This is a genomic window from Cryobacterium tepidiphilum, from assembly GCF_003716325.1.
Taxonomy (GTDB): domain Bacteria; phylum Actinomycetota; class Actinomycetes; order Actinomycetales; family Microbacteriaceae; genus Cryobacterium; species Cryobacterium tepidiphilum.
In genome coordinates this window covers 93,319-114,244 of record NZ_RDSR01000003.1, presented here as the reverse complement: position 1 = coordinate 114,244, position 20,926 = coordinate 93,319, and the positions used below count along the sequence as shown (strand labels likewise).

At 66.0% G+C, this 20,926-nt stretch carries 16 protein-coding genes; 11 read left to right on the top strand and 5 right to left on the bottom strand.

Annotated elements, in window-relative coordinates; translation table 11 throughout:
• Positions 1–42: 42 nt before the first annotated feature.
• Positions 43–1,614, bottom strand: coding sequence for an APC family permease (locus EEJ31_RS02895; RefSeq protein ID WP_123044786.1), 1,572 nt, complete (start codon positions 1,612–1,614; stop codon positions 43–45).
• Positions 1,611–3,059, bottom strand: a complete 1,449-nt coding sequence (locus EEJ31_RS02890) for a flavin monoamine oxidase family protein (RefSeq protein WP_267897605.1) — start codon at positions 3,057–3,059, stop codon at positions 1,611–1,613. Before EEJ31_RS02890 ends, EEJ31_RS02895 begins: the two co-directional genes overlap by 4 nt.
• 150 nt (positions 3,060–3,209) lie before the next feature.
• Here EEJ31_RS02890 and EEJ31_RS02885 point away from each other — a divergent pair, with 150 nt between their 5' ends.
• Positions 3,210–3,920, top strand: coding sequence for a TetR/AcrR family transcriptional regulator (locus EEJ31_RS02885; RefSeq protein ID WP_199727257.1), 711 nt, complete (start codon positions 3,210–3,212; stop codon positions 3,918–3,920).
• Positions 3,921–3,955: 35 nt separating this feature from the next.
• Positions 3,956–4,378, top strand: coding sequence for an alternative ribosome rescue aminoacyl-tRNA hydrolase ArfB (arfB, locus tag EEJ31_RS02880; RefSeq protein WP_123044784.1), 423 nt, complete (start codon positions 3,956–3,958; stop codon positions 4,376–4,378).
• Positions 4,379–4,451: 73 nt separating this feature from the next.
• On the opposite strand, the gene EEJ31_RS02875 is transcribed toward arfB, so the two are convergent.
• Entirely contained in the window at positions 4,452–5,567 is a 1,116-nt protein-coding gene (locus tag EEJ31_RS02875) for a TM2 domain-containing protein (RefSeq protein WP_233563695.1), read from the bottom strand.
• Positions 5,568–5,634: 67 nt separating this feature from the next.
• A complete protein-coding gene (locus EEJ31_RS13720; protein WP_148040113.1) occupies positions 5,635–6,141 on the bottom strand; it encodes a hypothetical protein in 507 nt (168 codons plus the stop codon).
• 259 nt (positions 6,142–6,400) lie between these two features.
• On the opposite strand from EEJ31_RS13720, the gene EEJ31_RS02865 reads away from it, so the two are divergent.
• The 5 genes from EEJ31_RS02865 to EEJ31_RS14205 are packed head-to-tail and all read left to right on the top strand — an operon-like array spanning position 6,401 to position 12,409.
• Positions 6,401–8,473 (top strand): hypothetical protein, encoded by a 2,073-nt coding sequence (locus tag EEJ31_RS02865; protein ID WP_123044782.1) that lies wholly within the window; start codon positions 6,401–6,403, stop codon positions 8,471–8,473.
• Entirely contained in the window at positions 8,473–10,089 is a 1,617-nt protein-coding gene (locus EEJ31_RS02860) for a class I SAM-dependent DNA methyltransferase (RefSeq protein WP_123044781.1), read from the top strand. The genes EEJ31_RS02865 and EEJ31_RS02860 overlap by 1 nt, the downstream gene beginning before the upstream one ends.
• A complete protein-coding gene (locus EEJ31_RS02855; RefSeq protein WP_123044780.1) occupies positions 10,086–11,279 on the top strand; it encodes a restriction endonuclease subunit S in 1,194 nt (397 codons plus the stop codon). The genes EEJ31_RS02860 and EEJ31_RS02855 overlap by 4 nt, the downstream gene beginning before the upstream one ends.
• Before the next feature lie 3 nt (positions 11,280–11,282).
• Positions 11,283–12,260 carry a 5'-nucleotidase gene (locus tag EEJ31_RS02850; RefSeq protein WP_123044779.1) on the top strand — a complete coding sequence of 326 codons (978 nt, stop codon included), beginning with the start codon at positions 11,283–11,285 and terminating at the stop codon, positions 12,258–12,260.
• 20 nt (positions 12,261–12,280) lie between these two features.
• Entirely contained in the window at positions 12,281–12,409 is a 129-nt protein-coding gene (locus EEJ31_RS14205) for a hypothetical protein (protein ID WP_267897604.1), read from the top strand.
• Between the two features lie 4 nt (positions 12,410–12,413).
• Here EEJ31_RS14205 and EEJ31_RS02845 read toward each other — a convergent pair whose 3' ends face one another.
• Positions 12,414–13,454 (bottom strand): Fic family protein, encoded by a 1,041-nt coding sequence (locus EEJ31_RS02845; RefSeq protein WP_233563694.1) that lies wholly within the window; start codon positions 13,452–13,454, stop codon positions 12,414–12,416.
• A gap of 423 nt (positions 13,455–13,877) precedes the next feature.
• On the opposite strand from EEJ31_RS02845, the gene EEJ31_RS02840 reads away from it, so the two are divergent.
• From EEJ31_RS02840 to EEJ31_RS02825, 4 genes are all read left to right on the top strand, one after another.
• A complete protein-coding gene (locus tag EEJ31_RS02840; RefSeq protein WP_123044777.1) occupies positions 13,878–17,060 on the top strand; it encodes a type I restriction endonuclease subunit R in 3,183 nt (1,060 codons plus the stop codon).
• A gap of 425 nt (positions 17,061–17,485) precedes the next feature.
• Positions 17,486–18,682, top strand: a complete 1,197-nt coding sequence (locus EEJ31_RS02835) for an HNH endonuclease signature motif containing protein (protein WP_158603884.1) — start codon at positions 17,486–17,488, stop codon at positions 18,680–18,682.
• A 152-nt stretch (positions 18,683–18,834) separates the two neighbouring features.
• Positions 18,835–20,280, top strand: a complete 1,446-nt coding sequence (locus EEJ31_RS02830) for a sensor histidine kinase (protein WP_123044775.1) — start codon at positions 18,835–18,837, stop codon at positions 20,278–20,280.
• Positions 20,274–20,918 carry a response regulator gene (locus tag EEJ31_RS02825; protein ID WP_123044774.1) on the top strand — a complete coding sequence of 215 codons (645 nt, stop codon included), beginning with the start codon at positions 20,274–20,276 and terminating at the stop codon, positions 20,916–20,918. Before EEJ31_RS02830 ends, EEJ31_RS02825 begins: the two co-directional genes overlap by 7 nt.
• The last annotated feature ends 8 nt before the right edge of the window (positions 20,919–20,926 follow it).

The window sequence follows — 20,926 nt, the reverse complement described above, 5'->3', positions numbered from 1 at the left end:
AGCCCCTCACGCGGGTCCGCGTACCAGCGGATGCCGCTGGTGCTACTTGATGACGACGGTTCCGTCGGCCTCCAAGACCTCGAGATCGCCGCCCGTGGCACCCGATGTCTGGATGACCTTGCCCGCGAAGAACTCGGGCCGGACCTTGGCCATGATGAGCATCAGCACCACTCCGAGCAGAATCACGCCCATGCCCAGGATGAAGACCAGGCCGACTCCACCGATCTCAGAGCCGGAGCCGTAGTCCGGGTCAAGGGAGTCGTAGGCCGTCTTGCAGAACATCACGAGCAGGATGACCCCACCGACCAGCGGCGCGAGGAACGTGCACAGGAAAGCCCTCGCCCCGCTGAACGCTTCCGCACGGAAGTACCAGACGCACGCCAGCGCGGTGATGCCGTAGTAGAAGCAAATCATCATGCCCAGGGCGGTGATCGTGTCCCACAACGCATTCTCGGAGACAACGCGGGTGACGACGTAAAAGCCGGCCGCGGCGATCGCCGCCGCGACGGTGGCGTAGCCGGGGGACTGGTGGACCGCGCTGACGCGGCCGAACGTGCGCGGCAGCGCCCGGTAGTGCCCCATCGCCAGCAGCGTGCGCGCCGGGGACACGAAGGTGGACTGCAGTGACGCGGCGGAGCTGCTCAGGATGGCGAGCGACATCAGGATGGCGAACGGGCCCATCACCGGTCCGGCGAGGACCGCGAAGATGCTGGCCTGGTTGTCCGGGTTGCCGGTTCCCAGCCCCTCCGACCCCACGCCGGCGAACGCCAGGGTCGCCAGCGCGACCGTCATGTAGATGACCATGATGACCGCGACGGTGACCATTCCGGCCCGCCCCGGAGTCTTCTCGGGGTTTTTCGTCTCCTCATTCATCGTCAACGTCACGTCCCAGCCCCAGTAGATGAAGATGGACAGCGATACGCCGGCGGCGAATGCGGTGAAGGACCCGACCGCGAAGGGATTGAACCAGTCGGCGCTGATCGCGGTCGCGTCGAACGCGGTGCCGTTGGCCACATGGCTGAACGCCGCGACGGCGAACCAGCCGAGCACCAGCAGCTGGAAGCCCACCAGGATGTACTGGAAGGTCTTTGTGGTCTCCATTCCTCGATAGGAGATCCAACAGGCCAGCGCGATGAAGACCACCGTTGTCGCGATATTCAGCGGCACAATGGTGGTCAGGTCGGCAAGCTCCGGATTTCCCGTGAGCTGGGCCAGCATCAGGTAGAAGAAGTCCACCGCGACGGCGGCGAGATTCGACAGCACGATGATGGTTGCGGCGATCAAGCCCCATCCGCCCATCCAGCCGATCCACGGGCCGAATGCACGGGTGGCCCAGGTGAACGACGTTCCCGCGTCGGGCATGGCGTTGTTCAGTTCGCGGTAGCCCAGCGCCACCAACAGCATCGGGATGAATCCGACGAGGAAGATGGCCGGCAGGTGCACGCCGACCTCCGCGACCGTCGGCCCGAGGGCCGCGGTGAGCGTGTAGGCGGGGGCAATGCACGACACTCCGATGACCACGGCGCCGACCAGGCCGACCGACTCGGCCTTCAGGCCCTTGATGCTGAGGCCGGCCGCGGTCGACTCGCCCTCGGTCACCGCTGGCGCGCTCATCGGTTCACCCCGGCAGCAGCCATCACGCCGGCCGTGTTCATGTCGGTGTCGTCACCGGATGCGGCGGCCACGATCCGTGCGGCCGTGCGCTGTCCCATCCGCACCGCCCCGTCGACATGCTGGTAGCCCTCGGCGGCGAGGTCGGAACTGGACCAGTAGATCGGTCCGACGGGCTCGCGCTGGTCGGCACCGTAACGGTGCAGGCCTCCGAGGTCATAGCTCGAGGCGTAGGCGCCACGGGTCCATTCCTCCGACCCCCAGTCGGACTCGTAGTACACCACGGGGTTCAACGCCTCGTCGCCCAGGAATCCGGCCAGTGACTGCAGGATCTCCCGCCGGCGCTCGTCGCTGCTGAGCGAGAAGGCGTAGTCGGCCTTCTCGTCGGAGATGAAGCCCACGAGGGTGCCGCGGGAATCGTCGTAGTTGGTGTTGTCGTAGACCTCCTGCACGAGCGAGGAGGCGCTGAAGCCGGTGCCGGAGAGCCCGTCCGCCCGCCAGAACGGCGTTTCGTAGACGGCGTGCACCTTGATGACCAGTCCGAGCGACTGGTGCTGGTGCATCTGGTGCTGGCGCCTGGGCAGGGGCGGTTCGAAGGAGACCCGCGAGTACAGGTTCGGTGGCACGGCCATGATCGCGTAGCGCGCGTGGACCGTGGCCGAGTCCGAAATCGCTACGACGCTGCTGCTGCCGTCGCCGGCGTCCGCCGGGTGCCACTGAAGAGTGCGGACCGGGGAATTGAGGATGACGTCCTCGCCCAGTCGTCCGGCCAGGCGCTCCGAGACCTGCTGCATCCCGCCGATGACGCGCTTGTCGAGGATGAAGTCCTCGTCCACCAGGTTGGAGAACGAGCCGGCGGATGCGGCCATCAGCACCGCCTGCAGCGCCGAGAACGCGTGCGCCGGCTTGGTGAGCATGCCGCCGGCAATGAACAGTCCGATGTTGTTGCACGCCTCCTCATCGTCGGAGAGCTGGCGCAGCCAGTGGTGGAACGAGACGGTATCGAGTTCGCGCGCCTTGGGGTGTGCCCAGGGCTCTTCCGCCCCGATTTCCGCGGCCAATCCGTCCAGTTCCTCGATCAGGCGGCTCATCTCGGCGGCGGTGTGCGCTTCCACCGGGAACATCTCTCCCGTGTATCGCGTGCGGGTGCCGTCCGGAGCGATGTAGACGGAATCCCCGGTGCGATAGCGCTCATAGGTCTCCAGTCCGAGCTCATCGAGCAGGCCGATCAGCGCCGTCTGGTCGGGGGAAACCCACTGACCGCCGATTTCGAGCATTGCTCCGTCGATGTTGCTGGTCCAGGTGCGGCCACCGACCCGGTCTCGCGCTTCGAGCACGGCCACACTGAGGCCGGCCTTCTTCAGCTCCCAGGCGGCGGTCAGTCCTGAAGGCCCGGCTCCGATAACAACGATGTCACGTTCCAAGCTGTGCATGTTCAAGTCCTTCATCCGGTATGTGACCGGTTCACTAAATGAATGGCGTTCATTTCGTGAAGACTATAGTGGCATGAACGGCCGTTGCGGAAGTGCCAGCACAGATTTCCTCTCGGGCAATGCGAGAACCGCCCGAGTCCGCACGCAATACGCAGGAGAATGTCGATGGATGCAGGTGCGTCGTCCGCCAGGCGGGACGCGGCGGCGGGCCGAGCGCGCGACTCTCCCCGGCGCGCCGCGGGCCGGCCGCCCCAGGCCGTGCTGAGCAAGGCACAGATCACCCGGGCCGCACTGAAACTCATCGAAGCCGACGGATACAAGGGGCTGACCATGTCGGCCCTGGCCAAACGACTCGGCGTCGCGCCATCCGCTTTGTACAACCATGTCGCCGCGAAGCAGGACGTGCTGGTGCTCCTCGAGGACCACCTGATGGCCATGGTCGACGTGAGCGGTTTCGACGGCGGGCAGTGGGAGCCGGGCGTGCGGCGATGGGCCTGGTCGTACCGCGATGTGTTCGCGCGGCACACGCCGTTGATTCCCGTGATCGCCGTGCTGCCCGTCACCAACGCGCCGCAGACCGTGGCCATGTACGAGGCGGTCACCGCCGGATTCCTGGCCGACGGCTGGCCGCGCGACCGGATCGTGGACGCCATCGTGGCGCTGGAGTCCTTCATCTTTGGCTCCGCCTTCGACGTCATCGCGCCCCCGGACATCTTCGAGACCGGCGGGTTGGCCGCGTCCGCCCCTGAATTCAGTGCGGCCGTCGCCGACCGGTGGGGTGAGGGGGAGACGAGCCGAAGCGATTCGGCCTTCGGTATCGGGCTGGACGCCCTGATCTCCGGTCTCTCCGCACGACGGGCGAGCGGCGGCTTCTGACGAGCCGAGCCGTGCCGTCGTGGCACGCTGGGAGCATGGACCTGGAGGTGTCGCCCGCGCTCACGATTCCCGCGTCGGAACTGGGCTGGCGGTTCTCGCGGTCCTCGGGGCCGGGCGGCCAGCATGTGAACACGTCCGACAGCCGCGTCGAACTCTTCTGGAACGTTGACGAATCGGCGGTGCTCTCCGAAGATCAACGGATGCTGCTGGTCAGCCGCTTGGGGCGCCGGCTCGTCGACGGGGTCGTGACCGTCACCGCCTCCGAGCGTCGCTCCCAGCTGCGCAATCGCGAGATAGCGCTGCGCCGGCTCGCCGAGCTCGTGTCGGCAGGGCTGGCTCCGGGTGCGGCGCGCCGCCGGGCCACGCGACCGACCAGAGGTTCTGCCCGCCGCCACCTCGCCGCGAAGACGCGACGGTCGGAGACGAAGCGGCAACGGCGTCGGCCGAGCGCCGAGTAGCGCAGGCCGGGTCTGGCGCCGAAAGGACGTGGGCCTCCCGAAGGAGGCCCACGTCGAACGGATGCCGATTCCGCTATTTCACGTCGAGAGTCCAGTTTCCGTCCGCCTGAACGGCGATCACCGACGGGCCGGCGCTCAGCGGCACGGTGCCCGAGTAGGCGCCGATCTCGTTGACGAGCAGGCCCATGCTGAACGCTTCGCCGGTCTCTTCCATGACCACGAAATTCCCATCCCCGTCGTGCGAGGCAGCGAGCTTGGCGGCATCGCCGTCGTAGAGGTAGACGGCGTCGCCTGCACCGGAACTCGCGAGTGCCGGTGCGGAAGAGATGGGCGCGATGTTCAGCTTCCAGGCGCCATCAGCCGTGATCTGGATCGTCTTTCCCTCGCCGAACGCGTTGATGCCGTAGATGGTTGTACCGCTGTAGTCGCCGATTGTGTTCACCAGCAGCTCGCCTGTGGAGGCGTTCGAGGCGTCAAGGATGGACATCGAGAAGTTACTCGACCCGGTGTGGGTGGCCGTGACGATGCCGGCGGTCGCGCCAGCCGGAAGTGACACGATGTTGTCGCCCGTACCGGTTTCGGTGACGGGCGCGAAGGTGCCGAAGGTGTCGTCGGCCCACGAGTTCACCGTCGGCGTCTCGGCCTTGGGCGCTTCTGCTGGAGCTTCCGCCGGAGGAGCTTCGGCCGGTGCTTCCGCGGGAGCTGCGTCATCCTTCACCGGATCGGCGGCCGGCTGATCCTGCACGACGGGAGCCGTCGCCACGTTGCCCGTCGCCCCGTTTGCTCCGTTCACGGCCCCCATGACGATCGACAACACGATGACGGCTCCGGTGACGATCCAGGCGATCTTCTTGTGCTCCTTGTAGCCCATGAGGGTTCGTCCGTGTTTGTCCTTCTGGGCTCCGGCCAGCACGAGGATCACGTCGATGAGGGCCCACACGCCGAGGCCGCCGAACGTGATCAGTTTCAGGATGCCCGTGCCGACCTTGCCCAGGTAGAACCGGTCGGCGCCGAAGATGCCGAGCAGCCACGCGAAGAGCCACGTGACGATAAACGACTTGTCGGAGTGGAGTTCAGGGATATCGGTGCGCGCCTCGGTCATGGGAGCGCCGGCCAGCGGGATGCTCTGTTCGCGCTGTCTGTCGGGTGCGGTGAAGGTCGGGGGATTGGTGCTTCCGGTGTCACTCATGGTTGAGCTCCTGTTCTTGGTGCTGAGAGGGATGGATGATGATGGGAAATGCCAGGCTCGTGGCCTGTTACTGCACGACCTCGACGACCATGTCGAGCCCGTCGTCGGGGTGGTAGCCCCACGACGCCGAGAGGTCGTTCCACTCGGCGTTCTGTCGCCCGTCCAACGCGCGGGTGCTGCCCATCCGGCTTGTCACGCTGTCGGGCGTATCGAGCTGGTCGAGCACGCACACGATGTCCTCAAGGTCGGCGCCCTGCGACTCGGCGCCGTCACTCTTCATCGAAATGCTCTGGCCGTCGTCGCCCACGACGATCCAGGGACTGGTCTTCGGGATCTCGCACGCGGTGACGGCATCGTCCATTGGGCTGCCTGCTGCAAGCGACTGCGTTACGTTGACCACCGAGGCCGCGCCGATCGAGAGGACAACGCCGAGGATCAGGCCCAAGGCGGCACATGCGGCGCCGATGGCGACTTCACGTTTGCTGAAAGCGGGTGCGGCATCCGCTTGCCGGTGAGACGGTGATGGCGGCTCGGCAGGCGTTGGCGCCAGTGCGTCGACGTGTGAATCGGTCATGGAAAGGCTCCTTGCGGTGCAAGCTTGAGTGGTGACATGAAGGCGGCAGACGAGAGCGGAACCGCTCCCCCCGGGGGTTGCCGCTTCCCGTCTGCCTGGTGTGCCCGGTCTCGAGTCACCGAACACGACACTGACGGTAGGGTCAAACGCCTGTGCGGGGCGACTCGCACGCTGATAAGAGGGGTTATCGCTCGTGCTGCGAAACGAACGCCGCGCCATGCCCTAACCTGAGGTTCTGCGTGAGGAAGGGAGTTGTGCCGTGTCGGAGCCCTCCCTTTTGATGACGATGTCGGACATCGCGTCACTGGCCCAGGTTCAGCGCCCCGTTGTCTCGGTATGGCGACGCCGGGCCGCTGGCACCCCAGAGCCGTTCCCTGCCGCGGTCGTCCAGCGCGCCGGCCAGGAGCTGTTCGACTCGGACGACGTGGGACGGTGGCTGGCGGCGTCTGGCCGAGGCAACAACCCCGACGCGCGAGCGGATGCGGCAGCGCACGCTGCACTTCAGCTTTCCCTCGGTGGTACCGACGCGTTCCACGCATTGACGGCACTCGTCGCACTGCGCGGAGTTCTCGGCACGCCTCTGGCAGGGCTGTCACGTGACGAGCTGCTCGACGCTGCCGACGAGCGTGATCCGGACGACGACATGTTTTACGGCGAGGTGAAGCGCACCGACTCGGTTGCACTCGATCTGCTGTGCCGGTACGTGGACGCCCTGGTTGAAGCTGCGTACAACGAGCCGGCCGCCTTCGAGAAGCTCATTGCGACCGATGAGCGGCAGGGCGGTCGTGGCCACAGGCAGACCCGGCTGGCCGCAAACGCGCTGCAGCTCATTTCGCAGGTCGCTGCGGCCCTCGCTGCCACCCAGTCCGGTGAGCCGGTGCTCGTGGATGCAACCGGATGCGCGGGTGACGCACTGCTGGCCGTCGTGGAATCCATGCACGGGCTGATCGAGCCGACCGTGTTCACGGCCGGGTTTGACACGCCGGCCTGCCGCCTGCTCCGTCGGCGTCTTCTCGTGCACCGTATTGCCCGGCTGGATCTCGCTGTCGGCGGCGACGGTTCTTTTGCTGTCGATGGCAACGTTGTGCACGTCGTGCAGTACCCCACGCACGACGAACCGGCCATGTCGGGCGCGAAGATGCTCGCGTCGATCGAGAACATCGTTCTGCAGATGGACGACGACCAGCTCGGCGTGGTGCTGGCGCCGGCATCCGTTCTCAGCGACGGCCGGGTGGCGCGGGAGATCGACGACCTGCGCTCGGCGCTGCTGCGGTCGGGTCGGGTTCGTGCAATCGTGCGCTTGCCGACTGGCCTTGTGCCACGCAAACCGCAGCAGGCGCAGGCGCTGTGGGTGCTCGGGGCAGCGCACTCGCACGTGGACCTGGCCGACCGGTGGACGATGGTGGCCGACCTTTCGTCAATCGCCCTCGACGAGGTGGCCATTGATGATCTCGTCAGCGACCTCGTCGCTTCCCTCGGCGATCGTGCGACGGTTCGAGCCCATGCGTTCCGATTCGCACGCCTGGTGCTCACCCGCACACTGCTCGCCAGCCGCGGCTCCCTGGTGGCCGGAGCCCGGCCATCCGCCCACTCGCCGATAGCATCCGACCACGCTGCGCGCGCCGACGCGCTTCTGAGCGCGTTGAATGCTGCAACGGATGCATCGGCCGCGCTGGATCTCGCCATCGAACCCGGGCCGACCGCTGCCACCGCCGGCGCGGCGACGGTCGACACGCTGCTGGCAGACGGGAGCCTGCGCTACATCCCAGGCAACCGCATCGACGAGGCAGATATCGCAGAGGGCGGAACGGAGGCCGACGGCATCCGCCTCATCGGGCCGGCTGAAGTGCTCGGTGACCTCCGGCTTGGTGCTCGACGCATTGACCGGCTGCGCTACGCCGCGGACTACCCCTCGGGACGGGTGACCGAGCCCGGCGACGTGGTCTTCTGCACGGCTCCGCGGCCGTCTGCGGTCGTCGATGAGGAGGGGACCAGCGTGGTCGTCTTCCCCGCACGCATCCTGCGCGTTCATCGGCGTGAGCCGCGTGGATTGGTGAGCCGGGTGATGGCAGCGGATATCAACGCGCTGACGGCAGCCGATAAGACCTGGCGGCGATGGGCTCTTCGGCGGGTCCCGGCGGGGCAGGCATGCGCGCTGAACGACGCCCTCTCCGCCGTGTCGAAGCGTCGCCAGCACGCACTCGAACGACTCTTGCGGTTGGATGAACTGTCCGGCCTGCTCATGGATGGGGTGGCGAGCGGCGGCTTCACCGTCGCATCCGTTGACCCGACCCCACCCAGCCCGGAACGCCCCACGAAAGGAATCGCCTAGTGCCACCCAAGACCAAGGTCGCCCAAGCCCCCTCGACCATGAAGGAGCTGAAGGACACCCTGTGGAAGGCCGCCGATAAGCTGCGCGGCTCGATGGACGCCTCCCAGTACAAAGACGTGATCCTGGGCCTGGTGTTCCTGAAGTACGTGTCCGATGCGTTCGACGAGCGGCGCGAGCAGATCCGCGCCGAGCTCGAGGCGGACGGACTGAACGACGACCAGATCGCGCAGCTCATCGACGACGTCGACGAGTACACCGGCCGCGGCGTGTTCTGGGTGGGCGCCAGTGCCCGCTGGCGCTTCCTGGCTGAGAACGCGAAGGGGCTGCCCGCCGAGCCGGGGGAGGCGCCGAAGTCGATCGGCCTGCTCATCGACGAGGCCATGGACCAGCTGATGACCGACAACCCGTCGCTCGCCGCGACCCTGCCGCGCATCTACAACCGCGACAACGTTGACCAGCGCCGCCTCGGCGAACTGCTCGACCTGCTGAACTCGGCCCGGTTCACCGGCCACGGCGCCACCAAGGCGCGAGATATTCTCGGCGAGGTATACGAGTACTTCCTCGAGAAATTCGCCGCCGCCGAGGGCAAGCGCGGCGGCGAGTTCTACACGCCTGCCGGCGTGGTGCGGGTGCTCGTGGAGGTGCTGGAGCCCGACCATGGCCGCGTCTACGACCCGTGCTGCGGGTCGGGCGGCATGTTCGTGCAGACCGAGAAGTTCCTCGAGGCGCACAAAAAAGAGGGCTCGAACATCTCCGTCTACGGGCAGGAGCTCAACGAGCGCACCTGGCGCATGGCCAAGATGAACCTCGCCATCCACGGGCTGAACGGCAACCTCGCCGGGCGCTGGGGCGACACCTTCGCCCGCGACCAGCACCCCGACATGCAGGCCGACTTTGTGCTCGCTAACCCGCCGTTCAACATCAAGGACTGGGCGCGCAGTGAGAGCGACCCGCGCTGGAAGTACGGCGTGCCGCCGGCCGGCAACGCCAACTACGCGTGGATCCAGCACATCATCTCCAAGCTCGCCCCCGGCGGCAGCGCGGGCGTGGTCATGGCGAACGGGTCGATGTCGTCGAACTCCGGGGGCGAGGGCGACATCCGCGCGCAGCTGGTCGAGGCCGACCTGGTTTCCTGCATGATCGCGCTGCCGACGCAGCTGTTCCGCTCCACCGGCATCCCGGTCTGCACCTGGTTCTTCGCGAAGGACAAGACCGCCGGCGCCCACGGCGGCATCGACCGCACCGGCCAGGTGCTCTTCATCGACGCCCGCAACCTCGGCCACATGGTCGACCGCGCCGAGCGTGCGCTCAGCGACGACGACATCGCCAAGATCGCCGGCACCTACCACGCGTGGCGTGGCACCAAGTCGGCAACGGATGCTGCGCTCACCTACGCGGACGAGCCGGGCTTCGCCTACTCGGCGACTCTCGCTGAGATCAAGGCCGCGGACTACGCACTCACCCCCGGCCGCTACGTCGGCGCGGCGGATGTCGAGGACGACGGCGAGCCGATCGAGGAGAAGATTGCGCGGCTCAGCGCGGAGCTCTTCGCCCAGTTCGACGAGTCGGAGCGCTTGGCGGCGGTTGTCCGCGAGCAGCTGGGGCGCGTTTTATGACTGGATTCACACATGCGCCGCTATCTGATGTGGCAGATGTCAAGTCAGGTTACGCATTCAAGAGTTCTGATTGGAAATCAAGCGGCATACCCGTCATAAAGATCGCTAACGTCCACCCCGGGAACATTGATCTAACCGGCTGTTCGTTTGTAGATGAGACGGTCGCTATGTCGGCGAGTGCTTTTAGAGTCCGCCGAGGCGATCCCCTTATCGCAATGTCGGGAGCATCGGTTGGTGAAATCGGAAGAGTTCGATTCACCGATAAGGCCCTTGTGAATCAACGGGTCGGTGTTTTTCGTGTCAAGGATCCGAATCTACTGGACGAAGACTTTTTGTATCACTTCCTTCAACTGCCCGACACCGTGGGCTATTTCGTTTCCTCGGCGTATGGGTCGGCCCAGCCCAACATAAGTCCGTCCCTAATTTTGAGCGTGGACATTCCGTTACCTCCCATCGCAGAACAGCGGGCAATCGGGGAGGTGCTGGGCGCGCTCGACGACAAGATCGCCGCCAATTCCAGACTCGCAAATCAGTCATTTCATCTCGCAGAGTCCCTGTTCGCCTCGGTTCTATCCCGTGCAGATGCGTACGCAAGTCTGAGTGAACTTGCGATTACTGTGCTTGGGGGCACGCCATCAAGAGATGTCGCCGAATATTGGACGGGCGGGACAGTACCGTGGCTGAATTCCGGCAAGGCGAATGAAGACCGGATCGTCTCACCGTCGGAATACATAACTGAAACGGCGCTCGCGAAAAGCGCGGCAAAGCTTATGCCTGCCGGAGCCACGCTTATCGCCATCACGGGCGCTACTCTCGGCCAAGTTGCCCGGCTAGAGATTCCGGCGTCTGGAAATCAATCACTTGTCGGCATCTGGTCGGAAGACTCGAAGATGACTGATTGGCTGCACTTCGCTGTACGGGCCCAGATCCCAGAGTTGCTCAAGAGAGCGACGGGGGCCGCCCAGCAGCACGTGAACAAGCGGGATGTCGATTCATTGCAAGTCCCACTCGTCTCTGCTGTCGAGCTGGGATCTTTTTCTCGACGGGCCAGTCCTCTACTTGAACTGGCCGCTGTAGCCGACAGAGAAAACGAGAGTCTGGCCGCAACCCGCGACGCCCTCCTCCCGCAGCTCATGTCGGGCAAGCTTCGCGTGAAAGACGCCGAACAACTCGTCGAAAAGGTGGCGTAGCCAATGCCGTACGAACTCGACAACCGGCTCGTTATCGGAGTTGCGTCCAGTGCACTCTTTGATTTGGAAGAGTCGGACGCGTACTTTCTAGAGCACGGCGAGGATGCCTACCGTGTCTATCAAGACGAGCGCATCGACGACCAGTTGCGGCCCGGCGTCGCGTTCCCCTTCATTCAGCGCTTGCTCGGACTCAATGACCTGCGCCCCGAAGACCCACTTGTCGAGGTGATCGTCCTCTCAAAGAACGATCCCAACACCGGTCTGCGGGTCATGCGTTCCATCGCTTCGCACGGTCTACCGATGACTCGAGCGGTGTTTACTAGGGGAAGGTCTCCGCACGAATACATTCCCGCCTTCGACATGTCGCTCTTCCTCTCTGGAAGTGAGCGGGATGTGCGTTCAGCAATAGCTGCCGGTTTTCCGGCTGGTCAGGTCTTGCCCTCTGCAATGAACGATGACGAAGAAGATGGCGGCACCCTTCGCGTCGCATTCGACTTCGATGGTGTGCTTGGCGACGACGAGTCGGAGAAGGTCTTCCAGGGCGCGGGTGGCCTTGACGCTTTCCAGAAACACGAAGTGGAGCATCGCGGTGAGCCGGTCGGCCCCGGGCCGTTGAAGGAGCTCCTCGTCGACTTGACTATGATCCAACAGCTCGAGCGTCGGCGATTGGATTCCAATCCGCAATACCTGCCTCGGCTGCGGATTTCCATAGTTACGGCGCGAAACGCGCCCGCCCATGATCGCGCGGTCTTCACGTTGATGTGCTGGGGCGTCACGGTCGACGATGCATTCTTCCTCGGAGGGATCGACAAAGCGCGAGTGCTCAAGGTGATGAAACCGCACCTGTACTTCGATGACCAACATGGCCACCTCACCTCGGCCGCGCAGCATGCGGCCAGCGTGCATGTGCCGTACGGCATCTCGAATGCGGGGGAGTCGGACGTACCGGAGGCGCCCGCCCTTGAAGTGGACGCTGCCTGAACCAGTCGGTCCAGAACCGAGTGACTCGCATTGAGCAAGGTGACATCGAGCCCGCGCAGATGGACACGCTGCGCAACTACATCGAAGCTATCGGCGGCAAACTTCACATCGAGGTTGAGTTCGGCGACGAGCGATTTCGACTCGCTTGAACCTTCAGGCTCGGCGTCCGGCCCTTTCGGCAAATCGGTCGAGGGCCTGCAGTACGTCGTCGGCCCGCCACACCTGGCCGATCTTGTGCTCTGACTTCTGCTTGAGGATGCCGAGCTCGGCAAGTTTCCGTAGGTGCGGATATACGTTGGGCGCGGCGATCGCGAGCGCCGCGGCAAGGGTACCGGCGGTGAACACCGGCTGCCGCGCGGCATACGAAAGCACGCGTTCGAGTTGGGACCCGGGGCGCGGCTTTGCCCGATTCGCCCAGGCCGCCGCCGTCTCACGGAGTTCGCCGATCAGCACGTTGGAATTGCTGATCGCGTCGGCAGAAGCCTCGGCGAATTGCCGCACGATCGGTTCGAGGTCGCCGCGTCGGTAGGAGGTGAGTGCTTCGTGGTAGCCGCTCACGTCCGTCAGGAGGCCCGCCGATACCGGCACCGTCACGGCTCGCGTGAGGTCTTTTCCGCGCAGCATCGCCTGTACGAGGGCGCGGCCGGTCCGTCCGTTCCCGTCGCTGAACGGGTGGATCGTCTCGAATTGGGCGTGGGCGACTGCGATCTGTGTAAGAACGGGTAGGTCGTCACGACGCGCGAACACCATGAGATCTTCCATGAGCCCGGGAACGCGCTCGTGCGCGGGAGCGACGAAGGTCGCGCCCGCCGGGCTGCGAGCGCTGGTGCCTATCCATACGGGTTCCCCGCGCCACTGGCCCGGAGTGTGGTTCGTCCCCTCGAGAAGCACGCGATGCATCGCCTGCACCGAGTCGGTTGTCAGTTCGTTCGCAAGATCCAGCGCCGATTGCATGGCTCGTGTGTTGCCCACGATTTCTGCCGCGTTGCGTTTGCCCGTGTCGCCGAGCTCGGCGGTGAGGATTGCCCGGGCACTGGCGGTGAGGTGCTCGATTTGCGAAGACGCGGCGGCTTCCGAACGCAGCAGGAGAGGAGCGAATCCTGATAACTCGCTACCCAGTGAGGCGTCGAAGCGGATGAGATCGGTCTCGGCTGCGCGTGCGAGCGAGGCGACCTGGGAGCCGAGCGGCAGCATCCGCTGAGCAATAAAGGGGGGAACGGCAGCCTCGTACCGCGTTGGGCGTGACGTGAATCGGTCGACCGCGAGTCGTTCGGCATGGCGGCTGCTCCACTCGAGAGACTCGAATGCGATGGCGGGCCACTCCTCTGGGGTGACTCGCGGCGGTTGTGGGGCTGTCATTCCTTTCTCTCCTGATTCCAAAAGTCATAACTCGATGGCCGCGATTTATTAGTCGTGGCTTGTTTGCATAAACTATCGCATGTTTGTTATTGGATAACGTGTTTCTTCATAATTCCCGCGCAAAGACTTATGAAGAGAATGCGCCGCGGTCAGCACTGATAACACCGCTTATAGAGCCGGATGCCACGGTCGCTGGAATCCAACCCATACGATGCAAAGAGGCATCCGTCGTAGTCGTGACGGTCAAGGGGGAGACACATGACCGGATTCAGTGAGGCGCAATGGGAGGAAGTCGCCCTCGATCTGCTCGGCGAGCCGCTCGGCTGGCACCCGAAACGCGGCGACGAGATCGCGCCGGGCCGCGGCGAACGCGACAGCTGGGATGAGCTGCTCATCCGCCCCCGCCTGCTCGACGCGCTGCGCAAGCTGAACCCGACGGTGCCGGGGGAGTACCTGCAGCAGGCGCTCGCCGAGATCGCCGCACCCACCTCGCAAGACGCCATCACCGAGAACCACCGCATCCACGACTACCTCGTCGACGGCTTCCGCCTCAGCTACATCGGCGCCGATGGCAACGAGGTCAATGCGAGCATCCGTCTGCTGAGCGCCGAGCCGTCGGAGAACGACTGGCTCGCCGTCAACCAGGTCACCCTCGTGCGCGGCGACGACAAGCGCCGCTTCGACCTGGTGCTCTACTGCAACGGCATGCCGGTCAGCATCATCGAGCTCAAGAAGGCAGGCAGCCAGGCAGCGGATGTCGCAGCCGCCCACGCGCAACTCCAGACCTACCTGCGCGAATTCCCCCTCGCGTTCCGCTTCTGCGTTTTCACCCTCGCCAGCGACGGGGTCACCGCCAAGTACGGCACGCCGTTCACCCCGCTCAACCATTTCTCGCCCTGGAACGTCGACGAAGACGGCGAGCCGATGAAGCCAGGCGATGCCAACGACTGGGATGCGACCACCGCCATGGAGATCGCGCTCCTGGGCCTCTACAACCAGGAGCGCTTCCTGCAGCTGCTGCGCTCGTTCACGGCGTTCGACGAGAACGCCGACGGCCTCACCAAGCGCATCGCCAAGCCGCACCAGTACTTCGCCGTCACAAAGGCTGTCGGCAGCACCGTGCAGGCGGTGGAGAGTAACGGCAAGGCCGGCGTCGTCTGGCACACCCAGGGCTCCGGCAAGTCGATGGAGATGGAGCTGTACGCGGGGCTGGTGTCACGGCACCCGAAGCTCAAGAACCCCACGATCGTCGTCATCACCGACCGCAACGAGCTCGACGGGCAGCTCTACGAGACGTTCGCTCAGAGCCTGCTGCTGGCCGAGAAGCCGCGGCAAATCAAGAAACGCAGCGAACTGCGCGATGAGCTCACCAACCGCACCACCGGCGGTATCTACTTCACCACCCTGCAGAAGTTCGGCATCAGCCAGGCCGAGAAGCACGCCGGCACGGAGCATCCGCTGCTCTCCGACCGGCGCAACATCATCGTGGTCGTCGACGAGGCGCACCGCAGCCACTACGACGACCTCGACGGCTACGCGCGGCACCTGCGCGACGCGCTGCCGCACGCCACCCTCATCGCGTTCACCGGCACCCCGATCTCGTTCGACGACCGCAACACCAAAGACGTCTTCGGCGAGTACATCGACATCTACGACCTCTCGCGTGCCGTCGACGACGGCGCGACGGTGCCGGTCTACTTCGAGCCTCGCCTGATCAAGGTGGGTTTGGCAGCGGATGTCACGGAGGACGCCCTCGACGCATCCGCCGACGAGGCGACGGTCGGGCTCGATGACACGGAGCGGGCGCGCATCGAGGCATCCGTGGCCGTCGTCAACGCCGTGTACGGCGCGCCGGAACGGATCGCGGCGCTGGCCGAAGACCTCGTGTCGCACTGGGAGAATCGTCGCGCGCAGCTGACGAAGTTCATCGAGTCGCCCGGCAAGGCGATGATCGTGGGCGGCACGCGCGAGATCTGCGCGAAGCTCTACGACGCGATCGTGGCGCTCCGGCCCGACTGGCACTCCGACGACCTCGACAAGGGCGTGATCAAGGTCGTCTACTCCGGGTCGGCGTCAGACGTTCCGCCCGTCTCGAAGCACGTGCGCCGCGACTCGGCGAACGCGGTGATCAAGGAACGCCTGAAGAACGTCGACGACGAGCTCCAACTCGTGATCGTGAAAGACATGATGCTCACCGGCTACGATTCACCGCCGCTGCACACGCTCTACCTCGACCGGCCGCTGAAGGGCGCGCTGCTGATGCAGACGCTCGCGCGGGTGAACCGCACGTTCCGCGGCAAGGAGGACGGCCTGCTCGTCGCGTTCGCGCCGCTCGCCGACAACCTCGCCAAGGCACTCAGCGAGTACTCGAAGACCGACCAGCATGAGAAGCCGATAGGCCGCGACATCGATGAGGCCGTCGCGCTCACGCTGTCGCTCATCGACACGCTGCGCGGGCTCCTCTCCGGGTACGACTGGCGGGCCGTGCTGAACGCGGGCGGACCAAAGCGGTTCCTGAACGCGGTGAGTGGTGCCACGAACTACCTGCGCGACGTCGCGAACCCCGGCAACCAGGTCGCCGAGGGGGAGGAGACCCTGGCTGCCGCCTACCGGCGTTACTCGGGCCAGCTCTCGCGCGCCTGGGCGCTCAGCAGCGGCTCGGCGAATCTGGCGGAGTTGCGGCCCGAGATCCAGATCTATGAGGAGATCAGGGTGTGGATGGCCAAGTACGACGCGGCTGACCGGCAGGCGAAGGGGGAGCCGGTGCCGGAGGAGGTGCAGCGCCTGCTCGGCGAGTTGATCGCGTCCGCCACCGCCACTGGCGACGTGCTCGACATCTATGAGGCGGCCGGAATGCCGAAGCCGTCGCTCGACGACCTGACGCCGGAGTTCATCGCAAAGACCCAGAAGGCGCGCAACCCGCAGCTCGCGATCGAGGCGCTGCGGAAGCTGCTCACCGAGGAGTCGGCCCGCTCGACGCGCAACAACCTGGTGCGGCAGCGGGCGTTCTCCGAGCGCATCACCGAGCTGATGAACAAGTACACGAACCAGCAGCTGACCTCGGCGGAGATCATCGCCGCGATGGTCGAGCTTGCCCGCGAGATTGGAGCGGAGCGTAATCGTGGTGCCGCCTTCAAACCGCCGCTGAATCCCGACGAGCTGGCCTTCTACGACGCGGTGACGCAGAACGAGTCGGCGGTGGAGGTGCAGGGGCGTGGGGTCCTGGCCGACATCGCCCGGGAACTGGTCGCGGTGATGCGACGCGACGTCCGCACCGACTGGACGGTGCGCGACGATGTGCGGGCGAAGCTGCGGTCCTCGATCAAGCGGCTGCTCGTGAAGCACGGGTATCCGCCGGACCGTCAGCCGGTCGCGATCAAGCTCGTGATGGAGCAGATGGAGTCGATGGCGCCCCGCTACAGCGAGGAGCGCGCGGCGTAGCGGGGCCACCTGACTCGTGTCGCTATGCGGCAGCGGTCGTCGCCTTCACCTCGGCGCGTGCCGTGGCGTGGGCAGCCGGGCGGGCGATGGCGACGATGATCGGCGCGAAGGTGGGCGCAGGCCGATGGCGAGAACGGTCGGGCCGAGCGAGAAGCAGATGAGGAACACCAGCAGCAGCAGATTCGACAACGCAACGCCTGGATATCGTGAAAGAAGTCCTTCCCGAATTCGTATGCGTGTTCTATACTTGGGGTACAGAATCCACTCGTGCCGGGTGAATGTCTGGAGAATATCGGATGCCTTCCACATCCCCGCACGAAAAATCTGAATCAACTGAGTCTGGAACGAGCGATTCTCTTCTGCCGGGCGGGTCACCGCCGCGCGGGGTGCCGCAGGTTCCACCGGGAACGGCTGTTGCGACCGGCATGGACCTGATCGTCGACCGGCTCGACGAGGCCGCCATCGCGGAGGCCGACGCGAATCGCGCGCACGCCCGCAGCTGGACCGCGCTCGCTGAGGTGATGCGCCTGGCGCGTGCGAACCCGCACCTCTACCTGCGGCCCGCGGGGCTCGCCCAGCCCGACATGCTCGAGCTCGCCGAAGATGCGGCAGCGTTCGACGCAGGTCTTCGGCTGCACCTCTCCGCGAGGCAGGTGCGCAGTCGTGCGCACCAGGCACAGGCTCTCGAAGACCGGCTCCCACTGCTCCGGGCGGTCTTCGCGGCCGGCGGCGCGAGTGTCGCGCACGTGACGGCGGCGCTGGAACTTCTGGTTGGCTGGGACGACGACGCGGCGGTGCACGACTTCGACGCCGAAGTCGCGAAGTCAGTGGGCACCCTCATCCCGGCCCAGTTCCGGGCCCGGTCCCGTCGGCTGAAAGAGAAGTTGCTGGCCGAACCTTCCGAAATCCGCCATGCGCGTGCGTTCGCGGAGCGCCGAGTCGCGATGGAACCCGCCGAAGACGGCATGGCGTGGATCAGCGTGCTCGTGTCCGCGCCCGACGCGGTGAGGATCATCGCCCGGCTGAACGCCACCGCTCGTGCTGAGCAGAAGAAGACCAAGCACGGCGAGCCGGGCTGGCGGTCCCGTGACCAGCTTCGCTCAGACCTGGCGGCGGCCTGGTTGGCCGGCGACGGTACCCCCACCGCCGCCATCGTCCGTCCGGTGGTTCTGGTGCCTCTGCTGACGCTCCTCGGGCAGGGATCGGAACCCGTCGAGCTGCGAGGCTACGGCACTATCGATCCCGGCACCGCTCAGGACCTGTTCAGCCGCGCACCGTCATTCCGCCGCGTCGGCACCGATCCCTTCACCGGAGAGAAACTTGTCTACGACCGTACGCGGTACCGGCCCACGCAAGCGCAACGGGACTGGATCGCGATGCGGTTCGAGGAGTGCATCGACCCCACCTGCTCCAGGCCGGTCGACGACACCGACGTCGATCACCTCGAGGAATGGGTGCGTGACCAGGGCGCGACCAACGACGACAATCTCTTTCCGCTCTGCGAGACCAGCAATCGCCGCAAGAACCTCAGCACGCATGATTACCGACGAGAAGATGACGGTCGCGTGACGATCACCACGCCGACAGGGCTCACCGTCACCACCGAAGCGCCGCCGTTCTAACGCGCCGACGTTGCCCACGGGAACGCGTTATGCGAGCCGGGCTGCATGAACTCCCCTCGATCGGGGGAGTCGAGAGAAATTCAGCACCGGATACAATCGAGGTCACCCGAGCGACTGACTCGACAGTCGCTGTTTGACCGAACCGAGGCGCCATGGGTATTGCCCCAGTCAGCCGGGCGCCGGGTGTGCTCGCGCACGAGCACGAGCGTGGCCAGCTGAGGGCCACAGCTTCGGCGTGGGTGGTCGGTGCGGGTGTGACCGCGCTCATTCTGTGGACGCCCCTCCTTGTCGCCGGCTACCGGAGCCCACCGGCCCACCTCGCCCTCGATACGGTCGACGCCTGCGCCGCACTCCTGCTGGCGTATCTCGTCTTCGGCAGGTTCTCGAGAAGTCGCCGGCTTTCCGACCTGATCCTCGCCAACGGCCTGCTCCTGCTGGCCGTGCCCGGGCTGGGGCTGACCTTCGCCGCCGAGGCGCTCAGCGGCCCGCTGCCCGGCACCCTCGACATCTGGGTTCCGGTCACCGTCCGCGTCATCGGCGCGCTGCTGGTGGCTGTGGCGGCGATCGCCCATCTCAGTCCGAGCGATGGTGCTCGGCGGGGCGTCTCCTCTCTCGTCGTCCAGTTTGCGGTGAGCGGGCTCGTCGTGCTCATCTGCGTGGCGCTGTGGGCGGCCCGGCTTCACCTGCCCGTCGCGCTCGACCCCGCATACGTCCCGTCGTCGGCGACCTACGCGATCGGCACGTGGCATCCGCTGCTGCCCCTCGCCCAGGGCATTGCGGCAGCATGCTTCTTCGTCGCCTCGATCGCCTGCACCCTGCGGCCGGGCCACGGCGACGCGCTGCTGCGCTGGCTCGGTCCCGCCTGGGCGCTCGCCGCGTTCGCCCGCCTGAACTACATGCTCTTCCCGTCGCTGTACAGCGACTGGCTCTACACCGGTGACCTGCTCCGGGCCGGATGCTACGTGCTGCTCCTGGTGGGCGGGGCCGGTGAATTACGCCAATACTGGACAGCGCAATCCCGAGCGGCCGTGCTCGATGACCGTCGACGGCTGGCCCGGGAACTGCACGACGGCGTCATCCAGGAGCTGGCCTACATCCGGATGGAAAGCCACGTGCTGGGCGGCGACCCGGACGCGAGCGCCCGGCGCATCATCGCCGCCTGCGACCGGGCGCTCGACGAGACACGCGCTGCGGTCAACGCCCTCGGCCACGCGGATGACGAACCGCTCGGCTTCATGCTGCACCGCACGGCCCGGGAACTCGCCGAGCGCTACACGGTAAAGCTCGAGGTCGATCTCGACGACTCGGTCACGGCGAGCCACGAGCAGCGGCACGCGCTCATGCGGATCACGCGCGAGGCCGTGTCGAACGCGGTACGTCACGGCGAGGCGGAGAAGGTGTCGGTGCGACTGAGCCAGGACGGCGGGCAACGGCAGTTGACGATTCAGGATGACGGTCGGGGCTTCGACGTCGCCGCCACCGTCGGCGGTCATGCGGGATACGGCCTCGTCAGCATGCGGGAACGCGCGCGTGCCCTGCCCGGATCCTTCGCCGTGGCGGCCTCGAGCTGGGGCGCCGAGGTGAGGGTCACATGGTAGGGGAGAGCCGCATCCGAGTGGTGCTCGCCGACGACCACGCCCACGTGCGCGCGCAGATCCGGGCGGCCCTCGAGGCCGGCGGCTGCGAGATCTGCGGCGAGGGCGCGAGCGCCGCCGACGCTGTGCAGCTCGCGCGGGAGAACCGACCCGACGTGGTCCTGCTCGATATCCACATGCCCGGCAACGGCATCCGCGCCGCAGGCGAGATCAGCCGCGACCTGCCCGAGACCGCCATCGTCATGCTCACCCAGTCGACGGAGGACGACGACCTCTTCGACTCGCTGCGGGCGGGCGCCTCGGGCTACCTCCTCAAGAACACCGACCCCGCCGAGCTGCCGGATGCGCTGAGGCGGGTTCTGGCCGGCGAACCCGCAATGAGCCCGCGCCTGGTCACCCGCATTCTCGCCGAGTTCCAGGGGCCGTCCCGGCGGCACCTGCGGCGCTCCTCGGCGGCCGCGAAGCTGAGCGCCCGGGAGTGGGAGGTGATGGAGCTGCTCGGTTCGGGCAGCTCCACCGAGCAGGTCGCCCAACGGCTGTTCCTCTCGCCCACGACGGTGCGGGTGCACGTCTCGACCGTTCTGCGCAAGCTCGCGGTCAAAGACCGTGAGGCGGCCCTGCGGATGCTGCGCGACGAGTGACAGGGCTG